At 40.2% G+C, this 23,557-nt stretch carries 21 protein-coding genes, 1 riboswitch and 1 other annotated feature; of the genes, 15 read left to right on the top strand and 6 right to left on the bottom strand.

What is annotated here, in order from left to right:
- Positions 1-15 precede the first annotated feature (15 nt).
- Positions 16-1,617, top strand: a complete 1,602-nt coding sequence (locus PaeCFBP13512_RS00700) for an amidohydrolase (protein ID WP_137220651.1) — start codon at positions 16-18, stop codon at positions 1,615-1,617.
- Between the two features lie 104 nt (positions 1,618-1,721).
- Here the strand turns inward: PaeCFBP13512_RS00700 and PaeCFBP13512_RS23440 are convergent, their stop codons facing one another.
- Complete coding sequence (locus PaeCFBP13512_RS23440) at positions 1,722-1,892, bottom strand: hypothetical protein (RefSeq protein WP_241669241.1); 171 nt, start codon at positions 1,890-1,892, stop codon at positions 1,722-1,724.
- 447 nt (positions 1,893-2,339) lie between these two features.
- Positions 2,340-2,500, top strand: a riboswitch (FMN riboswitch).
- 462 nt (positions 2,501-2,962) lie between these two features.
- Between PaeCFBP13512_RS23440 and ribD the strand changes: the two genes are divergently transcribed.
- The 6 genes from ribD (at position 2,963) to scpB (ending at position 7,888) form a co-directional block, all read left to right on the top strand.
- Positions 2,963-4,063 (top strand): bifunctional diaminohydroxyphosphoribosylaminopyrimidine deaminase/5-amino-6-(5-phosphoribosylamino)uracil reductase RibD, encoded by a 1,101-nt coding sequence (gene ribD / locus PaeCFBP13512_RS00690; RefSeq protein WP_137220649.1) that lies wholly within the window; start codon positions 2,963-2,965, stop codon positions 4,061-4,063.
- A 42-nt stretch (positions 4,064-4,105) separates the two neighbouring features.
- Positions 4,106-4,777 carry a riboflavin synthase gene (gene ribE / locus PaeCFBP13512_RS00685; protein ID WP_137220648.1) on the top strand — a complete coding sequence of 224 codons (672 nt, stop codon included), beginning with the start codon at positions 4,106-4,108 and terminating at the stop codon, positions 4,775-4,777.
- Positions 4,778-5,110: 333 nt separating this feature from the next.
- Positions 5,111-5,752, top strand: coding sequence for a 3,4-dihydroxy-2-butanone-4-phosphate synthase (gene ribB, locus PaeCFBP13512_RS00680; RefSeq protein WP_083243508.1), 642 nt, complete (start codon positions 5,111-5,113; stop codon positions 5,750-5,752).
- A gap of 24 nt (positions 5,753-5,776) precedes the next feature.
- Positions 5,777-6,244, top strand: a complete 468-nt coding sequence (gene ribH / locus PaeCFBP13512_RS00675) for a 6,7-dimethyl-8-ribityllumazine synthase (RefSeq protein ID WP_137220647.1) — start codon at positions 5,777-5,779, stop codon at positions 6,242-6,244.
- A gap of 143 nt (positions 6,245-6,387) precedes the next feature.
- A complete protein-coding gene (locus PaeCFBP13512_RS00670; protein WP_069327888.1) occupies positions 6,388-7,182 on the top strand; it encodes a segregation and condensation protein A in 795 nt (264 codons plus the stop codon).
- A complete protein-coding gene (scpB, locus tag PaeCFBP13512_RS00665) occupies positions 7,151-7,888 on the top strand; it encodes an SMC-Scp complex subunit ScpB (protein WP_137220646.1) in 738 nt (245 codons plus the stop codon). The genes PaeCFBP13512_RS00670 and scpB overlap by 32 nt, the downstream gene beginning before the upstream one ends.
- A gap of 112 nt (positions 7,889-8,000) precedes the next feature.
- Here the strand turns inward: scpB and PaeCFBP13512_RS00660 are convergent, their stop codons facing one another.
- From PaeCFBP13512_RS00660 to PaeCFBP13512_RS00650, 3 genes are all read right to left on the bottom strand, one after another.
- Positions 8,001-9,011 carry a FecCD family ABC transporter permease gene (locus PaeCFBP13512_RS00660; RefSeq protein ID WP_137220645.1) on the bottom strand — a complete coding sequence of 337 codons (1,011 nt, stop codon included), beginning with the start codon at positions 9,009-9,011 and terminating at the stop codon, positions 8,001-8,003.
- Positions 9,008-10,012 (bottom strand): FecCD family ABC transporter permease, encoded by a 1,005-nt coding sequence (locus tag PaeCFBP13512_RS00655; RefSeq protein ID WP_137220644.1) that lies wholly within the window; start codon positions 10,010-10,012, stop codon positions 9,008-9,010. Before PaeCFBP13512_RS00655 ends, PaeCFBP13512_RS00660 begins: the two co-directional genes overlap by 4 nt.
- Before the next feature lie 89 nt (positions 10,013-10,101).
- Positions 10,102-11,052, bottom strand: a complete 951-nt coding sequence (locus PaeCFBP13512_RS00650) for an iron-hydroxamate ABC transporter substrate-binding protein (protein WP_137220643.1) — start codon at positions 11,050-11,052, stop codon at positions 10,102-10,104.
- Between the two features lie 340 nt (positions 11,053-11,392).
- Here PaeCFBP13512_RS00650 and PaeCFBP13512_RS00645 point away from each other — a divergent pair, with 340 nt between their 5' ends.
- The 4 genes from PaeCFBP13512_RS00645 to PaeCFBP13512_RS00630 all read left to right on the top strand — a co-directional run bounded on the left by PaeCFBP13512_RS00645 (position 11,393) and on the right by PaeCFBP13512_RS00630 (position 17,085).
- A complete protein-coding gene (locus PaeCFBP13512_RS00645; protein WP_137220642.1) occupies positions 11,393-14,026 on the top strand; it encodes a beta-mannosidase in 2,634 nt (877 codons plus the stop codon).
- Positions 14,027-14,178: 152 nt separating this feature from the next.
- Positions 14,179-14,901, top strand: a complete 723-nt coding sequence (locus tag PaeCFBP13512_RS00640; RefSeq protein ID WP_069327892.1) for a pseudouridine synthase — start codon at positions 14,179-14,181, stop codon at positions 14,899-14,901.
- A 48-nt stretch (positions 14,902-14,949) separates the two neighbouring features.
- The gene (locus PaeCFBP13512_RS00635) at positions 14,950-15,666 is read left to right on the top strand and encodes a response regulator transcription factor (protein ID WP_069327893.1); all 717 of its coding nucleotides are present in this window, start codon (positions 14,950-14,952) and stop codon (positions 15,664-15,666) included.
- Complete coding sequence (locus PaeCFBP13512_RS00630) at positions 15,667-17,085, top strand: HAMP domain-containing sensor histidine kinase (protein ID WP_069327894.1); 1,419 nt, start codon at positions 15,667-15,669, stop codon at positions 17,083-17,085.
- 203 nt (positions 17,086-17,288) lie between these two features.
- Here the strand turns inward: PaeCFBP13512_RS00630 and serA are convergent, their stop codons facing one another.
- The gene (gene serA / locus PaeCFBP13512_RS00625; RefSeq protein WP_069327895.1) at positions 17,289-18,881 is read right to left on the bottom strand and encodes a phosphoglycerate dehydrogenase; all 1,593 of its coding nucleotides are present in this window, start codon (positions 18,879-18,881) and stop codon (positions 17,289-17,291) included.
- A gap of 213 nt (positions 18,882-19,094) precedes the next feature.
- Positions 19,095-19,324 (bottom strand) — a binding site (T-box leader).
- 234 nt (positions 19,325-19,558) lie between these two features.
- On the opposite strand from serA, the gene PaeCFBP13512_RS00620 reads away from it, so the two are divergent.
- Positions 19,559-20,152, top strand: a complete 594-nt coding sequence (locus PaeCFBP13512_RS00620; RefSeq protein ID WP_137220641.1) for a type II CAAX endopeptidase family protein — start codon at positions 19,559-19,561, stop codon at positions 20,150-20,152.
- The gene (locus PaeCFBP13512_RS00615; RefSeq protein WP_069327897.1) at positions 20,149-20,592 is read left to right on the top strand and encodes a hypothetical protein; all 444 of its coding nucleotides are present in this window, start codon (positions 20,149-20,151) and stop codon (positions 20,590-20,592) included. Before PaeCFBP13512_RS00620 ends, PaeCFBP13512_RS00615 begins: the two co-directional genes overlap by 4 nt.
- A 104-nt stretch (positions 20,593-20,696) precedes the next feature.
- On the opposite strand, the gene PaeCFBP13512_RS00610 is transcribed toward PaeCFBP13512_RS00615, so the two are convergent.
- Complete coding sequence (locus PaeCFBP13512_RS00610; RefSeq protein WP_137220640.1) at positions 20,697-21,602, bottom strand: polysaccharide deacetylase family protein; 906 nt, start codon at positions 21,600-21,602, stop codon at positions 20,697-20,699.
- Positions 21,603-22,000: 398 nt separating this feature from the next.
- Between PaeCFBP13512_RS00610 and PaeCFBP13512_RS00605 the strand changes: the two genes are divergently transcribed.
- Complete coding sequence (locus PaeCFBP13512_RS00605) at positions 22,001-22,612, top strand: genetic competence negative regulator (RefSeq protein WP_069327899.1); 612 nt, start codon at positions 22,001-22,003, stop codon at positions 22,610-22,612.
- Positions 22,613-22,744: 132 nt separating this feature from the next.
- Positions 22,745-23,443: a glutamic-type intramembrane protease PrsW gene (prsW, locus tag PaeCFBP13512_RS00600; RefSeq protein ID WP_069327900.1), complete on the top strand. Its 699-nt coding sequence runs from the start codon at positions 22,745-22,747 to the stop codon at positions 23,441-23,443.
- Positions 23,444-23,557: the final 114 nt, after the last annotated feature.

The following is a 23,557-nucleotide window of genomic DNA, read 5'->3' as shown; positions in this document are numbered from 1 at the left end:
AAAGGAGAATGATTAATGGCAGGCACATTATTTACACATGGAACATTTGCATTTAGCACTCATCTTCAACCCGATGCAGATGCAATCTACATAGACAATGGCATTATTCAAGCGGTTGGTACCACTTCAGAATTATCACTACAGTTGTCTGGCAAAGACTATCACCAAGTGGATTGGGATGGTGCTTATGTCTTGCCCGGATTAACGGATTCTCATATGCACTTGTCGATGCACGGAATGAAGTTATCGATGCTCGATTTCTCAGAAGTGACATCCAAAGAAGAAATGATCAGCCTGATTCGTCAGCGTGTAGCTATGACACCAGCAGGGCAATGGATTGTAGGCTTGAACTGGAATGAAAATAACTTTAACCCACCGATTCCACCTTTACGAACAGAGCTAGATGAGATTACAACAGAGCATCCTATTTACCTGACGAGAACGTGTTTTCATGCTTTTCTAGGCAACAGTCTAGCCTTTTCCAGAGCAGGAGTGACCTCTTCTTCACCAGATCCTGAAGCAGGCTCCTATGGTCGTGATGAAGCAGGAGAATTAAATGGCTGGATTTATGAAGAAGCTTCAGCGGCTTTTACCGCAGTACAACCAGAACCTGATTATAATACCAAAAAAGAAGCGATTCGGCGCGCTTGTCAGGATGCGCTTCGATTGGGATTAACAGCGTCACATACGGAAGATTTACGGTTTTTGGGAAGTATAGAGACCATGTTGCAGATTTATCGTGAATTGCATGCAGAAGGGCTACATTTCCGAACACATCAATTGATTTTTTATACTCATTTACAAGAAGCGCAAGCATTGGGCTTACGAGCAGGGGACGGAGATGAATGGTTGCGCATTGGTGCAGCCAAATTGTTCTCAGACGGAGCGATTGGTGGACGTACGGCGCTACTCCAACAACCGTATAGCGATGCACCTCATACACGAGGAATGGCAATTCATACAACTGCTCAATTGAATGAAATTACATCGTATGCACGTTCGCTTGGTTATCCGATTGCGGTACATGCCATTGGGGATGGAGCAGCTGACCTTACTTTATCGGCGATGGAAGCTCATCCACTACAAGGCATTTCCCATTTACCAGATCGATTTATTCATGCTCAAGTACTGGATCAATTATTGCTAAAGCGTATGACTCAATTGCCACTGATTGCAGATATTCAGCCTCGATTTGTAGCCAGTGATTTCCCATGGGTGATGGAACGTGTGGGTGCAGAGCGTACAGATTATTTGTATGCTTGGAAAAAGTTAATAGACGCAGGCGTAATCTGTGCTGGTGGAAGTGATGCACCGATCGAGCCACTTGATCCCATGCTTGGTATTCATGCGGCTGTCACTCGTCGCAAACCTCATAGTGCAGAGCCTGTAGAAGGCTATTTACCGCAGGAGCGACTGACTATAGCGGAAGCTGTACATTTATTTACAGTCGGTAGTGCACAAGCGGCAGGCGAAGAACAAGAGCGAGGTAGTATTCAAGTTGGCAAAGCTGCTGATTTTACAGTACTGGATCGAGATATCGCAACAGATTCAGAGTCTTTGTTACAGACTCAAGTTAAGATGACCATTGTTAATGGACATATCGCTTATCAAGCCTAGTAAACTGTAGTTATTCTATTTAGCACATCATGAACTCAAAAAACACCTATAGATGATCTGCTTTTTTGGACAGAGCTTATGTATAGGTGTTTTTTTATATTGGATTAACGAATAATATGGTGTTGCAAAAAATCTAAAAAGTCTTGTTGCATGGTGCCGAGTGGCAAGATTTTTTTGATGATTCGAAACCGCCAGCGTTGACCGTTACTTTGAAATGACCATAAAGCATCCAGCAAACTGCCTGTATTATAATTCTGCTCCTGTAGATCAGTCACTGGAATCTCTAGAGTATGTATGACTTTTGATGAGAAAAAATTAAGAAATAAAATGATTAGCTTATCATGATTTAGGAGCAATATCGTTTTACTAGAATAGGAGGCAAAACTTTGAGACTGGGCATAACAGATCTGCGTATTGGCTTCTATGTACGGTGTAGTTAGTTTGCGAATAAGCTTTTTGTGGATAAATAGCATCATCAAGCACCTTTCTATGTGAATAATAAAGAACTTACAATGGGTGACAACATACATTATCTAACTATAAAAAAGTCAATTTATTATACAATATTAGTAATAGACAAGTCATGCGACAAGTCATTTTCAAAAGAATAATATTCATAATGACTATCTACAAAAAAGGTAGAAATGGAGCTTTCTTGATTTTTAATTGTTTCGATGATATGATTTCAGCATCACAGCAAAATCGTGATTATAATTTCATACGTTATCCTTCGGGGCGGGGCGCAATTCCCCACCGGCGGTGTTGAGATCAAGTTTGTATAGGTCTCTAAGTCCGTGACCCGGCTATGTGTTGTATAATCATAGACGGTGGATCTGGTGAGAATCCGGAGCCGACAGTATAGTCTGGATGGGAGAGGGATACAGAAGTCGCTTGCATAGCGATTTCTGAATTAAGATGCACTTATTTGAGTGTATAGTTTACTATTTTCAGGAAGCAATAATCTGTGGATAACAGGTTTATTTGGTCTCTGATGATAGTCTATATATTGAAAATATGTTGATATTGGATCAGTGGATCAAGCTGAGCCGATAGTAGATATACAGTTTTGTGCTGTACATTTACAGACATACGATCGCCATCAAATAAGCACATTCCATTCTTACTCCTATACATGAAGATGTTAAGCCCTGTAAACATTCGGATATTATTCCGGTTTACAGGGCTTTTTGCTTGTCATTGTATCATTTTAACCTTTATAATTTAGTTATTAAATTATGAATAGTAACTAAATATGAGGATACGAATATGTGAAATCATTACCGTATAGATGATCTATTGCATGGTGCGGTATGAAAGATCTATTGTATCGAAGGAGCCCTTAATCATGAACGTAATCAATGATGAATTTTACATGACACTAGCACTAGATTTAGCAGAAAAGGCTCAAGGGCAGACAGATATCAATCCTGTTGTCGGTTGCGTAGTCGTCAAAGACGGCAGAATTGTCGGCATGGGAGCCCATTTACAACGTGGAACCGGACATGCTGAAGTCCATGCGCTCAATATGGCAGGAGATCAAGCAGAAGGTGCAACAGCGTATGTGACATTAGAGCCATGCAGTCATTATGGCAAAACGCCTCCTTGTAGTGATCGTCTGATCAAAGAAAAAGTGAAGCGGGTTGTGGTGGCAGCAGTAGATCCGAATCCACAGGTAGCTGGTTCAGGTATCGAAAAGCTACGCAGTCATGGGATTGAAGTGGTGACAGGAGTACTGGCTAAGCGATCAGAACGACTGAACGAAACATTTAACAAATATATTACAACAGGGCTACCTTTCGTAACGCTCAAAACAGCCAGTACGTTAGACGGTCGTCTGGCTTCTCGCACAGGGGATAGTAAATGGATATCCAATAGCGATGCTCGTACGATCGTTCATACGATGCGTCATCGTCATCAAGGCATTATGGTAGGCATTGGTACAGTATTGGCTGATGATCCTGAGCTGACCACACGTACAGAAGTGACAGGTCTTCAGCCGACTCGAATTGTGATTGACTCGCAACTTCGTATTCCTGATACCGCCAAGTTATTAAATACAGAAGTGGCTCCTACGATTATTGTCACAACATATCAAGCGAATCGAGATCGTATCCATGAACTACAAGAACGTGGAATCACAGTCATTATCTGTGGTAGCGGCCCGTATGTGGATCTTCCTTTTGCGATGAAAAAGCTTGGCGAACTGGAGATATCTTCGATTCTGTTAGAAGGTGGAGGTACGCTGAACGGTTCGATGCTTGAAGCTGGATTGATCGATCGAATCACTTTATTTTTTGCTCCCAAAATTATCGGGGGTACATTATCCACTTTTGCATTTGACGGATTTGAAAAAATGAATCAAGCAGTCACTTTAGATGAACTCGAAATAGAGACGTTAGAGGACAATGTTTATATCAGTGGATTACCACGTTATCATCACCTATAACCTTGGAGCAGATCAGCTTTATCGAAAGGAGGATATCTATCTATGTTCACCGGATTGATCGAAGAAATAGGAACACTGAGACAAAATGGACGACGTGGTGAAACGATGGTTCTGGGTATTAACGCATCACGTATTATGGACGGGCTTCAAATTGGAGACAGCGTAGCATGTAACGGGGTCTGCTTAACAGTAACCACGATTGCAGGTTCGATGTTTACAGTAGACGTAATGCCAGAGACTTATCGGTCGTCCAGTCTTAAAGAACTGACGACAGGCAGTCCGATTAATCTAGAGCGGGCGATGATCGCTAACGGACGCTTTGGAGGGCATATTGTACAAGGTCATGTCGATGGAACAGCGCATATTGAGCAGATACAGAGTAACCAGAATGCTGTGATTTTCCAGATTGCACCGACAGATCATGATTTATTTCGTTATATCATTCCCAAAGGTTCAATCACAGTCGATGGAATCAGCTTAACGGTAGTATCGGTAACCAGCACTTCGTTTACAATCTCGATTATTCCTCATACGCTTAAAGAAACAGTGCTTGCTTACCGCAAAGCAGGCGACATGGTCAATATTGAATGTGATGTGCTTGGTAAATATGTCGAACATTTATTACAGTACCAATCGAATACAGCTAATGATGCAACCCATCAGAAAAAGCCATCAATCACCAGTCAATTTTTGCAGGAAAATGGATATATGTAAGCGCTTGGCAGTATAAGCGCGAAAGAGTTCAATAAAAAAATGATTTTTGCAAAGCAAAATATCTTACAGTAAGCGCTTGGCAGTATAAGCGCGAAAGAGTTCAATAAAAAATGATTTTTGCAAAGCAAAATATCTTACAGTAAGCGCTTGGCAGTATAAGCGTGAAAGAGTTCAATAAAAAAATGATTTTTGCAAAGCAAAATATCTGACAGCAAGCGCTTGGCAGTATAAGCGCGAAAGAGTTCAATAAAAAATGATTTTTGCAAAGCAAAATATCTTACAGCAAGCGCTTGGCAGTATAAGCACGAGAGAGTTCAAAAGGAGGTTATATCAATGAATCATGCATCTACCCACTTACATTCTATCGAAGAAGCGTTAGAAGATTTGAAGCAAGGAAAAGTGATTATCGTGGTTGATGATGAAGATCGGGAAAATGAAGGCGACTTTATCGCTTTAGCTGATCGTGCGACTCCTGAAGTCATCAATTTTATGGTCACTGAAGGTCGTGGTCTGGTATGTGCTCCGATCACGAGTGAGCGTGCGACAGAGCTAGAACTGATTCCTATGGTTGCGCAAAATACCGATTATCATGGCACGGCTTTTACAGTATCTGTAGATCATATCAGTACATCTACAGGAATCTCTGCACAAGAGCGATCCATGACCGTCATCGGTCTGACCGATCCAGAAGCAACAGCATCTCATTTTCGCCGTCCAGGTCATATGTTTCCATTGATTGCGAGTGAAGGCGGTGTACGGCAACGTGCAGGACATACAGAAGCCGCTATTGATTTGGCTCGCTTATGTGATGCTCCACCTGCCGGTGTGATCTGTGAAATTATGAATACCGATGGTACGATGGCACGTTTGCCAGAATTACAGAAGATCGCAACACAACATCAGCTCAAATTGATCAGCATTCAAGCGTTAATTACCTATTTGGAACAGACATCTCCAACGCTTCATACTAACTAATTTATCGAAAAGAGGATGAACACTATGGCTAATATTTTTGAAGGACATTTAATCGCGCAGGATCTTAAATTTGGTATTGTTGTTGGACGTTTTAATGAATTTATTACGACCAAACTTCTAGGCGGAGCACTGGATGCACTCAAACGTCACGGAACCGCTGAAAATGATATTGATGTGGCATGGGTGCCAGGAGCATTTGAAATTCCTTTAGTTGCACAAAAGATGGCTGAAAGTGGAAAATACGATGCAGTCATTACACTGGGAACTGTGATTCGTGGTTCTACTACCCATTATGATTATGTATGTAATGAAGTCGCCAAAGGCGTATCTGCTATTAATTTAAAAACAGGTGTACCTGTTATTTTCGGAATTGTAACGACTGAAAGTATCGAGCAAGCGATTGAACGTGCAGGAACCAAAGCAGGCAACAAAGGCTGGGATTCCGCAAATGCAGCTATCGAAATGGCGAATTTAACGAAAATGATGAAATAAGATGTACCGTATAATAATCAAATAGAAAGCAAAAAAAGGGCAGAAACAGGATTTGCCCTTTTTTTGCTGAATATATACTGTGAAAAGTGCGCGATTGAGATACAATAAGAGATGAGAATCTATTGATTAAGAGGAGTGGTCCAGTGACGACTGTACTGTACAAACTGGAAACGTTTGAAGGGCCGCTCGATTTGTTGCTTCATTTAATTGATGAATCCGAAATTAATATCCAGGATATTCCGATCAGCAAAATTACAGATCAATATCTGGAATATCTTCATAGCATGAAAGAATTGGAACTTGAAGTGACCAGTGAATTTCTAGTGATGGCAGCGACATTATTGTCAATCAAAAGCAAGTTGCTATTGCCACGTCCGCCTGTGATAGAGATGGATGATTTTGATTATTATGAGGAAGACGATCTGGACCCGCGTGCAGAGTTGGTACGCAAGCTGGTAGAATACCGTAAGTACAAGGGAATTGCGGTTCATTTACGGGAAATGGAAACCGAGCGTAGTCTGATTTTCACAAAAGAACCGGAAGACTTAACTGCTTTTATGCCAAAAGATGATGTGAATCCAGTAGAAGGACTGCACACGTTAGACTTGATGGAAGCTTTTCGCAAAGCGCTTCGTAAAGTCGTTCGTCGTACACAAGTCACAAGGATTCAGCGTGATGAGATTTCGGTCAAAGATCGGATACGTGAAGTCTCTACCCGTTTTCAAGGATTAGGTAAAGGAGAAAGCTTGTTGTTTTCCAAACTGCTACACCAGGAAATGTATCGTCATGAGATCGTGGTGACTTTTTTGGCTGTGCTGGAATTAATGAAAATGAAGCAAATTTCCTGCTACCAAAGCCGGCTTTTTGACGATATCGTGATGGAGTGGAGAGGTGAAATAAGTAACAATGAAGTCCCAGAAATTGAAGTCGATTATTGAAGGTATGTTATTTCTGGCTGGAGAAGAAGGATTGAATGCGAAGCAAATTTCAGAAGTAACCGATCAACCGGTACAAACGGTACAGATCGCTATCGAAGAATTGCAAGCTGATCTGAAGAAAGCAAGACGGGGGATTCAAGTCGTTAATATTGCAGGAGGGTATCAGTTATCAACGATACGTGCCCATGCGGAATATTATGAACGATTGGCATATTCGCCTTCCCGTTCTTCATTATCTCAAGCCGCACTTGAAACGTTATCTATCGTAGCGTATCGCCAGCCGATTACACGTATCGAGATTGAAGAAATTCGTGGTGTCAAATCAGAGCGTGCGATCTATACGTTAGTGAACAAAGATTTGATTCAAGAAACAGGACGGGCTGAAGCGATTGGACGACCTATTTTATACGGTACAACCAAATCGTTTTTGGATTACTTTGGTCTTGGTAATATTCGTGAACTCCCTGATGCGTCTGCTTTTGAAAATGCAGATGATTTAGAAGGGGAAACACAGTTATTATTCGATCGTTTGGAAGAGAAAGTGCATAGTGAAGATATAGTAGAGCTAGAAGAATTAGGTGAAGAACTAACTGAAATTGCAGAAGATATTCTTTCAGAATCTATTTCGAGTACAGAGCAATCATCATCAAAAGAGACTACACTACCATCATCCACGTCTTCCAAAGATACATCGATCGAAGACTAAATCGTATATCCTCATATAAAGGATACGATTCGAGCAATATCATCTCATAAACGAAAAAAGCAAAAACGATTTCGAGAATATCCGAAATGGTTTTTGCTTTTTTTGTTAGGATTTACTTTTTCAATAGCAAATAAAGAAAATAAGGAGCTCCGATTAAGGCTACAACGATCCCCGCGGGCAACCCATCAGGATCAGACAAGTTGCGACCGATCGTATCTGCAACCAGTAATAACCATCCACCGATCAGAATAGCTACAGGCACAAACAATTGATGACGTGGCCCGACAAGCGCTCTAGCGATATGGGGAGCCATCAGTCCGATAAAAGCAATACCGCCTGTTACAGATACGGCAGACGCAGCAAGCGCCACAGCAGCTAACATGAGTAAAATACGATCTTTTTGAATCGGTACCCCCGCACCAATCGCAGTACCTTCATTTAGCGCTAACAGATTCAGAGAGCGACATTTATACAGTATAAAGGGAGTCAGAATAATCAGCCACGGTAATAGAGCGATGACAAACGGCCAATCGGTTCCCCATACATTGCCAGCTAACCATCTTGAAATAAAATCGACTTTTACCCGATCTACGGAGGAGATTAATACGATCATTACACCGGATAAGGCGAGAGAAAATCCAACACCTGTAATAATAAACTTCATCGGTTGCATGCCTTCTACACGATTATACGAAAATAGATAAATGAATATCGCTGTAATCAATGCCCCTAAAAAAGCCACGATAGGTAATATGTAGACAAACGTCCCCACTTCAAGCGGTGCAAATAAGAAAAATACAGTAACCCCTAGACCTGCTCCTGCATTAATCCCGATAATACCCGGATCAGCAAGTTCATTACGGGTGACTCCCTGCAATACACAACCAGACAAAGCCAGTGCCATTCCTGCAAGTAAAGTCACCAACATACGGGGTAATCGAATAGAAAAGAGTACAAACTCATCTACAAAAGTACCTTGTCCAAGCAATGTTGGAATCAGCCGATCATACGATACCGAAGAAGACCCAACACTCAAAGCTATTACCATCGTAATCAAAATAACAACGGTGAATACAACAAGAATCATTTTTTGGTAACGGGCAGGTTGTAATTGTTTTATCATAATGATCGCACTCCTTTACGTACAATCAGTAGAAAGAAAGGTAGACCTATAATCGCGACAATCGCTGCTAATGGTGTCTCAAAAGGAGCATTGATCATGCGTGCAAATGTATCTGCAAATACCATAAATGTTGCGCCTGCAATCGCAGATAGTGGCAAAATTGTTCGATAATCAGTACCTGCAACCATACGTACCAGATGAGGAATCATTAGCCCGATAAAAGCTAGATTTCCAACCAATGCGACGGATGCACCTGCAAGTAATGTAATTAATACAAACAACACCATTTTGATCTGTTGCGTTTGCAGTCCTAATCCTACAGCAGTACTCTCATTCAAGCTAAGGATAGTGAGTTGTCTTGAACATAGAATAGCAATCACAATACAGATCACGATAACAGGTGTAATACTTTGAATCTGTCCCCATGTTGTACCGATCAATCCGCCAGATGTCCACATCGTGACACTTTTCGAAATTTTGAATTGTAGACTAACTCCTTCAGCCACAGCAGATAATAAAGCTGAAACGGCTGCTCCTGCTAGCACCATACGTAGCGGTGACATGTTGCGTTTACGAATAGCGGTTAATCCAAATACGAGAAGCATACCTACCGCTGCTCCGATAAAACAAGCGATCATAATACCAAAATATCCAATCGAAGGTAAAAAAACTAAAGCAATAGCAAGTGCTGCATTCGCACCGGAACTTAATCCAAGCAACCCGGGATCAGCCAAAGGATTACGAGTTAATCCTTGCATAATCGCTCCAGCCACAGCAAGTGCTGCTCCTACCAAGACACCTGCAACTTCGCGTGGAAGACGAAGTTCACGAATAATAGAGATATCTCCACCGGTCACTTGAGGATGAAATATCGCATTCCAGATATCAGATAATGAGATACTTTTAGCACCCACCATAATAGCGACGACGAACACAACAACAAATAATAATATCATCAGTACCAATTTGATAAGAAAAGAACGGAAATGTTTTGCAGTCATATCATTTTTCATTATACGGATCGTTTCCTTCTCTGTATTTAGAAAAGAAGGAACGCTAGGCGCCCCTTCTTTTCATTTGTAATTTAGATTTAAGACTGACCTAGCAACGATTTCGTAATAAAGTCTAACTGATAATCTAAAGATGCCGCATCATTGAAATAGAATCCACGTGCATCGACTTCAAATACATGTTTGTTTTTAACCGCTGGAATATTTTTGTACGTATCTGTATTCTGGAATGAAGCATCTACGCTCGGGTCTTTACTATAGAATACATAATCGCCTAGATATTCAGGTAATACTTCAAGCGATAGATCATAATATCCTTTTTCAGAGGTCATTTCTTTCACTTTATCAGGCATTTTGAGACCCATTGCTTGATAAATGATCTCAGTACCACGTCCCCAAGCACTACCGAATATATAGAGTTGCTTGGAATCGCCTTCCATCACGGTTACAGTAGCATCATCGCCAATTTTAGCTTTGATTTCTGTACCTGCTTTTTGTGCACGTTCTTTAAAATCAGCGATCCATGCAGCGCCTTTATCTGCTTGGTTCACCGCTTTAGCGATTTCTTCAACCTGTTTCAAATAATCGACTTTGTTATACGTATAAGCAACAACTGGAGCAATTTTTTTTAATTTATCCATGTTTTTAGTATCGCTTGCAGCAATAATCAAATCAGGTTTGAGTTCAATCATTTTTTCTATATTTTCATCTGATACTTCAGCGACATCTTTTAATTGTTCTGCAAAGTTAGGATCAGCTTTTGTCCATGAATCTACACCAACCAGTGGAACACCAAGAGCAATCAAGTTGCCTGCATAACCTGCTAAAGCAATAACACGTTGTGGGTTAGCTGGAACTTCTACAGGGCCTGTCTCAGATTGATATGTAATGGTACCTGTAGCTGCTGGAGTAGAAGTGCTTGCTTCTGAAGAACTTGTATTGCCTGTAGTTGCCTGCTTTTCCGACGCATTACCACATGCGCTTAATACCAACACAATCACCATCATTAATGGTAACAACAATTTTTTCATACGTTAATTCTCCTTTTAGATAGAATGAAATTGATAATCATTATCATACAATGACTCTCAAACTTTAAATCCAAGCGTTTTCTTTGTCAATATTTATTTTAATTATGATATTAAAATAACGCTTAAATATGGTAAATACTACAGATGAAATACAGATAGCCAAATAGATGGGATAAGCTAGTATATAAAATAGAAAAACGGTGTATTCTATTGCAAACTGCCGTATTTAGTAATGAAATACCGCAACATAGACGTTATAGCATATCAGCCGATTTGCTTCTTAAATCTAGTCGTAGTAAGGTGTACTCATAACCTAATATTGGAAGGATGAATTTGTCTTATGACTAATTTGCAAGCGCTACAATTTCGTCAATCGTTAAAGCAATGGACTTTCAAAGCTGTCGATGAATCAGAGTGGTTACCAGCTACTGTGCCAGGGACAGTGCATACTGATTTATTAGATAATGGTAAAATTTCGAACCCTTTTTATGGTACTAATGAGAAAGACGTGCAATGGATTGATAAAAAGGACTGGGAGTACATAACAACAATTGATGTCGAAGAAAATGTGATGAATCATTCGCATATTGAACTTGTTTTTGCAGGTTTGGACACCTATGCAGAAGTATATGTAAATGAACAACATGTATTGTCAGCCGATAATATGTTCCGTACATGGCGTGCAGATGTGAAGCCTTACATCCGATTAGGTGCCAATCATATTCGTATTCATTTCCGTTCCCCGATTATGGAAGACTTACCGAAGCTTGAAGCTTTAGGTTACGGATTACCGGCAACCAATGATCAATCTGAAGTTGGCGAGCTAGGAGACAAAAGAGTTAGCGTTTTTGCTCGTAAAGCGCCTTATCATTATGGATGGGATTGGGGTCCACGTTTTGTTACGAGTGGAATCTGGCGTGAAGCCGAATTAGTGGCATGGTCAGATGTGCGTATCGAAAATGTATATATTCGTCAAAATCAAGTGCATGCTGAATCTGCCGATCTAACAGCAGTTGTGCAAATTTATTCCGAACAAGAACGTCAGGTTAATTTGCGTGTTTATGCTGACGGACAAAATTGGGAGCAGATTGTAACTTTGGCTGAAGGTACAGATGCTGTACAGATTCCTTTAACGTTAAATAATCCTAAATTGTGGTGGTCTAGAGGACTCGGCGATGCTTATCTGTATACGTTTACAGTGGAAGTGTTAGAGCAGAATCAGACACTAGCTGTCAAATCAGAACGCACAGGTATTCGCGCTATTCGTCTGGTTACCGAACCACATCCTGATTATCCAGGAACTTCGTTTTATTTTGAACTGAACGGTGTACCGGTATTTGCCAAAGGAGCTAACCATATTCCAAATGACAGCTTTTCACCACGAGTGACATTAGAGCGCTATCGTCATGAGATTGTGACTGCTGTGGAATCGAATATGAATATGCTGCGTGTATGGGGCGGCGGTATTTATGAAAATGATGAGTTTTATGACCTCTGTGATGAGTACGGTATTCTGGTATGGCAAGACTTTATGTTTGCTTGTAGTATGTACCCGGGGGATGAAGAGTTCTTAGATAGTGTGCAAGCAGAAGCAGAAGATAATATTCGTCGTCTACGCAATCATCCAAGTATTGTGCTTTGGTGTGGTAATAATGAGATTGATTCAGCTTGGTCTCAATATGTGGAAGATGGCGGTTGGGGTTGGAAAAAAGATTATAATGCAGAACAACGTACTCAAATCTGGGCAGATTATGAAGCACTGTTCCATGAGTTATTACCAGAAGTCGTGCAAACCGAACATCCAGGGATCTCGTATTGGCCTTCTTCACCTATAGTTGCAGTGACAAATAACGAAAAACAGCATACTCATGGTATTACAGATTCTGGAGATATTCATTATTGGGGAGTATGGCATAACAGCGAACCATTTGAGCGGTACAACACATATATTGGACGCTTTATGAGTGAGTACGGTTTTCAATCGTTCCCAGAATACAAGTCTGTTCGTACGTATGCTGAAGAATCAGATTTGGAATTGGAATCTGAAGTAATGCTACGTCATCAGAAAAATGGTGCAGGTAATCGACTAATCAAAGAATATATGGATAAATATTTACCAGCACCTAAAGAATTCCCTTCCTTCTTATATATGAGTCAAGTTCTGCAAGCCGAAGCGATGAAAACAGCGATTGAAGCTCATCGTCGTCGTAAACCTTATTGCATGGGAACATTATACTGGCAAATGAATGATTGCTGGCCTGTAGCATCATGGTCAAGTATGGATTACTATGGTCGCTGGAAAGCAGTTCAATATTATGCCAAACGTAGCTTTGAAGATATTTTGATCTCGATTGATCAATCGGTCTCAGGCAAAGTTGATATTCATCTAGTTTCGGATCTGATTGCACCCAAGTCACTCACTGTACGCGTGAAAGTACTTGGACTGGATGGAACGTTGTACAAAGAAATGCCGCAATCTCTTACACTTGCAGGTGGAGAAGCGATCAAAGTATTGTCTGTGACGACAGAACAGTTACTTGGAGATGTTCATCCAGCTGAAGCGATACTGGTAGCCGAATTGGAGCATGAAGATCAATTGATTCATGCAGAGATCGCTTACTTTGTGTCTGCGCCTGAGCTATCATTGCAACAGCCACATCTTCAGATCGTAGAAACAGAAGTCGATGGTGTGGTTGCCTATCAATTGACTACTGATGTATTAGCACGTCAGGTCTGGTTATCTAGCGAAAATGAAGGAATCTTTAGTGATAACTTCTTTGATCTGATTCCTGGCGTGACGAAGACTGTTCAATTCAAGAAGTTACAGACACTACAAGAAGTGGAAGAAGCCGCTCATAGCCATGTGGAGTCTAATATTGTGCAGAAACCTGTACCTCATTTACCTCATTTTGTTCCTGCAAAGCCAGAAGGTTTGCAGATTCAATCGATGGCAGATTTTATTCATCTTTCATAAGAAGCGATCTATATGGATTGAATCGACAGTTTTCCTTTTAAATATATCCTTTCAAAATCACATGAAACTCCCTAAAATCACAATAAACTTGGGGAGTGTCTTGTGATTTTGTGCATAGATGAGTATCATTAGTGTGAGGTGAATTAACTATTATGGAACGATTGCAAAAAATATTAGCACAAGCAGGTATAGCTTCCCGACGCAAATGTGAAGAGTTAATTGTTGCGGGTAAGGTAACTCTGAACGGCGAAGTAGTAACTGAGCTTGGAACCAAAGCAGATCCAACAGTGGATGAGATTATTGTCAACGGACGATCAATTGCTGCGGAGAAAAAAGTATACATTATGTTCAACAAACCTAAAGGTGTAATTACAAGTGCTTCTGATCCAGAAGGACGTAAAATTGTAGGCGATTATCTTAAAGGTGTTCGTGAGCGTGTATATCCTGTAGGACGACTGGATTATGATTCAGAAGGTCTTTTGATTTTGACCAATGATGGGGAATTAGCTAATCGCTTAACTCATCCAAGACATCATGTACCCAAAACGTATCATGTAACCGTAGAAGGCGTACCACACGGTACAGCACTAGAGAAGTTCCGCCAAGGAATTCAATTGGAAGACGGTATGACTCAACCTGCTGAAGCAGATTATTATGATATCGATACAGAGAAGAAACAAGCTACGATACGTGTAACGATTCATGAAGGTAGAAACCGTCAGATTCGTCGTATGTTTGAAGCGTTATCTCATAAAGTAGTTCGTTTGAAACGTATTTCTTTTGGCGAGTTACTGATCGGTAATTTGAAGCGTGGTCTTTATCGCCATTTGACCAAAGAAGAAATTGATAAGCTAAAAAGCAGCGGTAAAGCATAACATAGAGATCATTTATATCCATTGATGACAGCTAGGAGGCTTTAGTGAATGAGTGACCAGATGAATCGCATTTTAGTGGTAGATGACGAAGAACGTATTCGCCGTTTACTACGCATGTATTTGGAAAAAGAAGGTTATGAAATTGATGAAGCGGAAGACGGTGAAGCCGCTCTACGCAAAGCAGTCGCAGAAGATTACGGATTAATTATGCTTGATTTGATGCTTCCCGGTATAGATGGAATCGAAGTATGTAGTCGTTTACGCCAAGTGAAATCAACACCGGTATTGATGCTAACCGCCAAAGGCGAAGAAGTGAACCGTGTGCAAGGATTTGAAGTCGGTGCAGATGATTATGTGGTCAAACCATTTAGCCCGCGCGAAGTGATCTATCGGGTCAAAGCGATTATGCGTCGTTCTTCAGCAACCGCTTATCTGTCTCAAGAAAACAATTCAAGTAATAATATTGTATTCCCGAATTTGATTATTGAGCATGATGCGCATCGTGTCACTGCAAGTGGGCATGAGATTAGCTTGACTCCGAAAGAATACGAATTGCTACATTTTCTAGCGGTATCACCGGATAAAGTCTTTTCACGTGAAGAATTGCTCAAAGATGTCTGGAATTATGAATTTTTTGGTGATTTGCGTACTGTAGATACCCATGTAAAACGGTTGCGTGAAAAACTAAATAAAGTATCACCTGAATCAGCCGCAATGATCACTACGGTATGGGGCGTTGGTTACAAGTTAGAGGTTCCAAAGTAAGTGGACTTCTGGAGAACGCTTGTCGGTAAGTTGTGGCTGACGATTAGCGCATTAGTGGCTTGTGTACTTTTAACACTTGGTTTATTTTTGTTGCCTTATATTGATAGCACATTTACCAATTCCGGTTCAATCAAACGTTTATTTACCTATGTCTCTATCGTAGGATTCTCGATGACTACCTTTTTCGCTCTTTTTTTATTGACCAAAATTACACAACCGATGCAGCAATTAATTCAAGCCGCAGACGGGATTCGCAAAGGAAAGTACAATACACGTGTTTCTTTGCAAACTAGTGATGAAATTGGGCAATTAGCGAGCGCCTTTAATCATATGGCAGAAGAATTGGAAAAGAATATTCAGAATTTACAACTGGAAAAAGAACAAATGGCAAGTATACTCCGCAGTATGGGAGATGCTGTGATTACATTCGATAAATCTGGAAATATGATTCTGCATAATCCACCAGGCGAAATGATTATGGATACATGGCACAAAGCAGGCTGGGAACGTCAAGAACAAGATGGAATCACAGCGGATACCAAAGTGCCCGAACCATTGTATCCGATGTTCCAGAGTGTGATAAGTGAACGTCAGGATCAAAGTTCGAATATCCATGTCAAACAACAAGTCTGGTCTGTTAATATGGCTCCGTTGTACTCAGGAGATGATGTACGTGGAACGGTATCTGTGCTTCGTAATGTAACGGATGAAGTGAAAGCAGAGAAAATGCGACGTGATTTTGTCGCTAATGTTTCTCATGAGATTCGTACACCATTACAGATGATTCAAGGGTATAGTGAAGCATTGCTTGATGGGATGGCAACATCCAAAGAAGAAAGCGATGAATTGGTGCAGGTCATTTACGATGAATCTCTACGTATGGGGAGATTGGTGCAGGATCTATTGGATCTAGCGCGTATGGAAGCCGGACATATCGATATGAACTTCGATCAGATTGATCTGAATGAATTGATGGATCGGGTATATCGTAAATTTACAGTGCGAGCCAAAGAACGAGAGCTCAAGCTGAACTTTGTACGAGACGATTCTCTACAGTTGTATGCAGATGTTGATCGGTTAGAGCAGATCTTCACCAATTTGCTAGATAATGCTTTTCGTCATACTTCTGCCGGTGGCATCATTACAGTAACCGCTCATAAAGAAAAAGAAGTGATTCGTGTCGTATTCCAAGATACAGGTGCAGGAATACCGATTGATGATCTTCCTTTTATTTTTGAACGTTTTTACAAAGCAGACAAAGCTCGTGTACGCGGCGAAGCTGGCGGTACAGGTCTAGGTCTTGCGATTGTACGTAATATCGTAGAAGCCCATCATGGAAGTATTACAGCGGATAGTATATTAGGTAAAGGTACTGAATTTACATTATTACTTCCGATTAAGCATCCTGATGAAGTCTAATCAGATTTGATTTTGAGTATCATCCCCTCCCAGTAGACAGTGAAAAAAGAGATATCATTCAATGATCTCAACGCTGAAAGCTAGAAGGGGATTTTTTGTATATACAAAATAAATAATATTCTAAAGATAATGGACAAAATAAAGAAGCTGCTCGATACAATAATATCTTGTATCAAGCAGCTTTCTTTTATTTAGACTATAAATTATACCAATACCACTTCTTGTGCTTTGTTCAAGTTAGGCAAGTCGACAAGTGCAGATAATACATCTTTGTTGACATCTTTATCTACCGTCAAGATCATAATTGCTTCGCCGCCTTCTTGCTTACGTCCTACTTGCATGGATGCAATATTGACATCTTTTTGACCAAGTAGTGAACCCACATTACCGATAATACCTGGCTTATCGGTATGAGAGATAAGAATTTGGTGACCGCTTGGCAATACATCGACAGAATAATCATTGATGCGCACGATGCGCTCGCCATAACCAGCTAACAATGTACCGGCAACACGAGGTTCTTCGCCGTTTTGTCCTTTAAGACTCACCGTAATCAAGTTAGTAAAGCCTTTCGTCGATGGAGCACTTGTAATGATCACGTTGAGATCTCGTACTTTAGCAAGGTGCATCGAGTTCACGATATTTGCTTCGTCTCCCATATGACGGGAAAGAATACCTTTTAGAATATAACGAGTCAACGGTTGAGTATCGACTTCAGATAGGTCACCTGCATAATCAATACGAATTTCTTGAATCGCTTGTGTTGCCATTTGAGCCGCAAAGCTACCTAATTTCTCACCGAGGGAGAAGTAAGGTTGCAATTTGTTCATCACACTTGCTGCGACTGGAGGCATGTTAACAGCATTTTTGAAAGGCTCATCACGCAAAATGTGCAATACTTGCTCAGATACATCAATCGCTACATTTTCCTGTGCTTCAATCGTAGATGCACCTAAATGTGGAGTTACGATAATTTGAGGATGACTCAAAAATGGATGATCGGCTTGAGGAGGTTCGCTTTCAAATACGTCAAAAGCAGCACCAGCTACAATACCTTCATTCACAGCTGTAATTAAAGCCGTCTCATCAATAACCCCACCACGTGCACAGTTAATAATACGCATGCCTTTTTTCATGACCTGAAATTGAGCAGTAGAGATCATATGTTTTGTTTCTGGCGTTAACGGTGTATGTACCGTCATAAAATCAGCATTGCGGATAATTTCGTCTACACTGGCTAAAGTTACACCCATTTTATCTGCACGTTCTTGCGTTAAGAATGGATCGTATCCCAAAATTTCCATCCCGAATGCTTTGGCACGCTTCGCCACTTCGCTACCGATGCGACCCATACCGAGTACACCTAACGTTTTGTTACGAAGTTCAACCCCGAGGAAAGATTTACGATCCCAAGTACCGCCGATGGTTTTGGCATATGCTTGAGGAATATGACGAGCTAGAGCCATCATCATTGCAAAAGTATGTTCACAGGTAGTGATTGTATTACCGTCTGGTGCATTGATAACAATGATACCGCGTTCTGTTGCAGCATTCAGATCAATATTGTCTACGCCTACACCTGCACGTCCAACGACTTTGAGCTTGGTGGCAGCGTCCATTATTTTTTTAGTGACAGTTGTTTGACTACGTACAAGCAAAGCATCGTAGTCGCCAATAATAGCCACTAATTCATCTTCGCTAAGTCCAGTCTGCTTATCCACAATAATATCTTGAGCGTCTACCAATTGCTGAATTCCTAGATCACTAATCGGGTCTGATACCAATACCTTAAACATAATTTCTTTCCTCCTCCAAAATGGTCAGTCTCTGTACAATCGTTATTTGTCATTTATATAAACACTCGCATCTGCTGTCAGCGCTGAAAACAGCTATGCTATGCTAATATCTATCGTACACATTCTTTTTGGCGAGTTCAATGAGTGAACGCACTACCGCATGAAAGTGAAAATCATACAAAAAAAGCACCCATCCGCACACTACTACTGTAGCAAAGGGACGAGAGCTGTCGTGGTACCACCCTAATTCGCTGTTCTTTCACAAGAATCAGCCTTATGGTCAATGTATTGACCGGATCGCTAACGGGATCAACCGACTGTACCTACTTGAGTTCAATACAGTGACTCAGGATCGCTCAAAGATAACATTTGGCTTACCGATTTGCACCAACCATCGGCTCTCTGAAAACCATCATGTACCTTTTTTCCTTCATAGACGTTAGAATCATTTAATTTTTCATAATGTAACATGGGTTACATATCATGTCAATACAGCAAAGTGAGAAAGTCATAACAAAAGTCCAAAATGAATTTTATCTGAAACGACAAATGTATTCGAACGTAAAGATGTGAGATAATACAATCGTAAATAATTAGGAGCAGAGATAGAAGCTTGTATCCGATAAAATGATATAATAGACAGATACACTATTTTACGTAGCTAAAGGATTGTGATTATGAAAAAAAGCAAGTTTCGTTCATTTAAGATCAAACGAGTACAACCTGAACAATTAACCGATAAATTATTATTGATTAATTTGTATTTAACTCAAGGATTAACACTACTTGTGGGACTGATATGGATATGGTTACAAGGTCGTAATCCATTCACATTGTTAAAGTTACCACAAGAGCTTACATTTATTTTTTGGGGATTAGGACTTGCAGCGCTAATGTTAATTGTTGATCTGTTTATTTCCAAAGTCTTGCCTGAAAATAGTATGGACGATGGCGGAATTAACGAAATGATCTTCAAAAATCGTCCAATCTGGCATATTATTATCATTACACTACTGGTAGGGGTCTGCGAAGAGATTTTGTTCCGTGGAGCTATTCAATATGCAGTAGGTCCTTATTGGACTAGCATTATATTTGCAGCTATTCATTTCCGTTATCTACGACATTGGATTCCTACAGCTTGGGTATTCGTCAGTAGCTACGCACTTGGGTATATATATATTGAATCCGGAACATTGTGGGCACCTATATTATGTCACTTTGCGATTGACCTGATATCCGGTCTAATTATTTCATTGCGGAGGGAAAAATGAGCGAGCGCCTAAGTAGGTTAGAACGTTATAGTAATACAGCAACAACACGAGAAACAAAACAATCCAGTAGAGTAGCCAAATACAGTAGTGGCGAAGAAGGACTTCTTACAGGAGGCCGTATTCGTTTACCAGCAGGTCGTAAAAAGAATGCTGCACATACCGTTCGTAGAGCTGTAAATGAACAAGGGGTATTGACACGATCTAGAACAGGCGAAGTTAGCGAAACCGATGAAGAAGAGAACGAAAAAGATAAAGAATATGTACCTCGAAGTACAATTTATCCATCTCGCAAAATCAAAATTGCTAAGTTTTTTTATGGTTATCTTATTTTCTTGTTTGTTGCCTTGACGATTATGTTGTTATGGTGGGGGATTAAGCTATCTGGATTTATGCCGAATTGGTATTGGCTTCAGAATTTAGCAGGTCGTTCCGGTTTATAACTTCATGAATGTTGAACACATCAATTCATCCAACAAAAAAAGCAAGGGTCACAGTTATTACACTGTAACTCTTGCTTTTTCATTATTTGTTCAAAAGAATGATATTAACGCGCTTTAGGCTCAATCGCATTCGGATCAACAAAAGTATATCCTTTGGCTTCAAGTTTGGTTAATAGTTCATCCAATGCTTCGACAGTCCATGGCAATTCATGCATCAAAATAATACTGCCTGAATGTAATTGATCCATTACGTTAGAAATCACAGCATCTGGATCTTTTTGATTTACCCAGTCCAGTGAACCTACAGACCAGTTCATATACAGCATATTATGTTTTTTCGCTAAGGCATGCACAGTATCATTAGTAGCACCATTTGGAGCACGAAGGAAGCGTGGTGATTCATCAATCGTATCTTCGATCAGCTTCTGAGTGTCCTCGATTTGTTGAGTAACTTTGGCTTTGGATTCATGTTTGAGCACGATATGATCTTGTGTATGATTACCGATAATTCCACCACGATCATGAATCAATTTCAGCAATTCAGGATGAGTTTTGATTCGATAGCCGTTAACGAAGAAAATCGCTTTAGCATTATGTTTGTCTAACGTATCCATCATGCTGTCGATCATTTTTTTCTCTTTCGGACCATCATCGAAAGTTAAAAGAATCACTTTTTTAGGCGTTTCTTTTGATTCTTTGTTAGGTACGATATCATAATTTTTGTTCATATGATATGTATATTCAGCAGGAGCTGTAGCTTCGCTGTCTTTGGCAGATGTACTTTCAGAAGATTGTCCAGTTGTCGTTCCTTCTGTAGAAGTCGCAGGAGTTGCCGGAGTCTCTGATGTAGCTGTCTCGCTACTTTCAGGTGTTGTTGCCGCTGGAGTGCTAGTATTACTTTGTTCTGTGCTTGTAGTAGGTGTTTCTGTAGTATTTGCCGGTGCTTGATTGCTACAAGCAGACAATATAATCACAGATAACAACAACCAACTTGCTGTTTTTTTAAACATACATTCACGCTCTTTTCTGTCTGAATTGTGAGAAAATAACATCATCAAAAACACGGTGGTGCAAAATACCGCATATGTAAATTAAATCCTTAAACCCTGTGCAAGGTCAACCACAAATATAAAACAATAAGTTACAATCTAGCTATAAATAGGACAAGACCTAAAAAGCACAAACTATTCTTTAAACAAAATAGGTAGTCACTGAAACATTTTTGAGACAAAATAGTCTACCCTATGTATTATTCGTAATCAAGCGTTTTAGTGCGTGCATTTAAGGATAATAAATGGTAACATACCTAATATAGCATTGCTATATTTATCATCGATATGAATAGGCAGTGACATAACCTATACTAATATAGCGGTTATGACCTATGTTTTCCAAGGGGGATCCTATTATGAAAATAGAACGATTGAGCTCAGACAAAATACGGATTTTCCTTACGTTTGATGATCTCACTGAGCGTGGAATTCAAAAAGAAGACATGTGGCAGGAAATTCCTAAAGTCCATGATCTTTTTACGGAAATGATGGATCAAGCTTATAGCGAGCTTGGATTTGATGCTACCGGTCCGCTTGCAGTGGAAGTATTTGCACTTCCTGCACAAGGAATGGTTGTTATCGTGACGCGTGGCAAGTATGACCAACACTTGGGCACGATCAATGAAGAAGATATGGCTGACGAAATATATGAAATGGAAGTTACGCTTGAAGAAACTGATTTTATAGCGTACTCTTTCAAAGATTTTGAAGTTCTTATTGAAGCAGCTCATACTCTCTCCAAAAATGTCACTGAAGCCGGACGGCTGTACCATTATAAAGATAAATGGATTTTGACGATGGATCCAGCTGATGTAGATCTAACAAAACATGCTGCATTGATCGCTGTATTGGCTGAGTTTGGTGATACCACATCATTAACAGAAGCTGTTTTAGAAGAATACGGCAAAGTCGTCATGGCTGAAAATGCAATCGCAACAATCTGTGAACATTTTGATCGTAACGACTAAGCCTTATATAAAGGCACTTCAGGTATATCCTTCGTATGTATAGCGTGAACCGACCGGAAGGAGTTCCTAATCGTATCAGCATTTGGCACAACGTCGGACGGGGTTTACGCAAGAATGGAGGGAGAATATCGAGTGTCTTTATTTTCGATCATGATGGCAGCAATAGCTCCGGGTATTGCTCTGTTGATCTATTTTTACCTCAAGGACAGATATGAACCAGAACCACTCCATTTGGTGATCAAATTTTTTTTCTTGGGCGTAGCTATCGTATTTCCGCTTATGATCATACAACGGACTATGGTGCTTGGACTCGGCGATAGTCCTTATGTATTTTCATTTTTAACGTCAGCAGGAGTCGAAGAATTCGCCAAATGGTTTATTATCTATCATATTTTGTATAACCATACAGAGTTCGATGAACCTTATGATGGAATACTCTATACTGTCGCACTATCACTTGGTTTTGCGACATTAGAAAATGTACTATATGCCTTATACAATTCCATGTCAGTCATGTCTTTACTATTAAGAGGATTACTTCCTGTTTCCGGACATGCTTTATTTGGAGTGATTATGGGCGATTATATCGGCAAAGCCAAATTTACGACAACAAAGCGTAAACGTAATATATTCCTTGCTTTAGGATTAATACTTCCTATTTTCTGGCATGGATTATATGATTTGATTTTGCATATGATGAGCCAATATTGGTTATGGTACATTATTCCGTTGATGATCGTTCTCTGGTATGGAGGAATGAGTAAGATCACAAGAGCAAGTAACCGTTCACCTTTCCGCTTTATCAAACGTGAGGAAGAAGTTAACTTGTAGTATTTTCATAAAAAGTAATCAATCGATCTGTTGCTATAGTGCAGAGAAGGTTGATTGCTTTTTTTTGTGTAAAGTGGCAAATTAATACGTATCATTTATAGCGCAAAATGGTAT

The organism is Paenibacillus sp. CFBP13512, assembly GCF_005233705.1.
Lineage (GTDB): Bacteria > Bacillota > Bacilli > Paenibacillales > Paenibacillaceae > Saccharibacillus > Saccharibacillus nuruki.
This window is presented reverse-complemented; position numbering and strand designations above follow the sequence as displayed.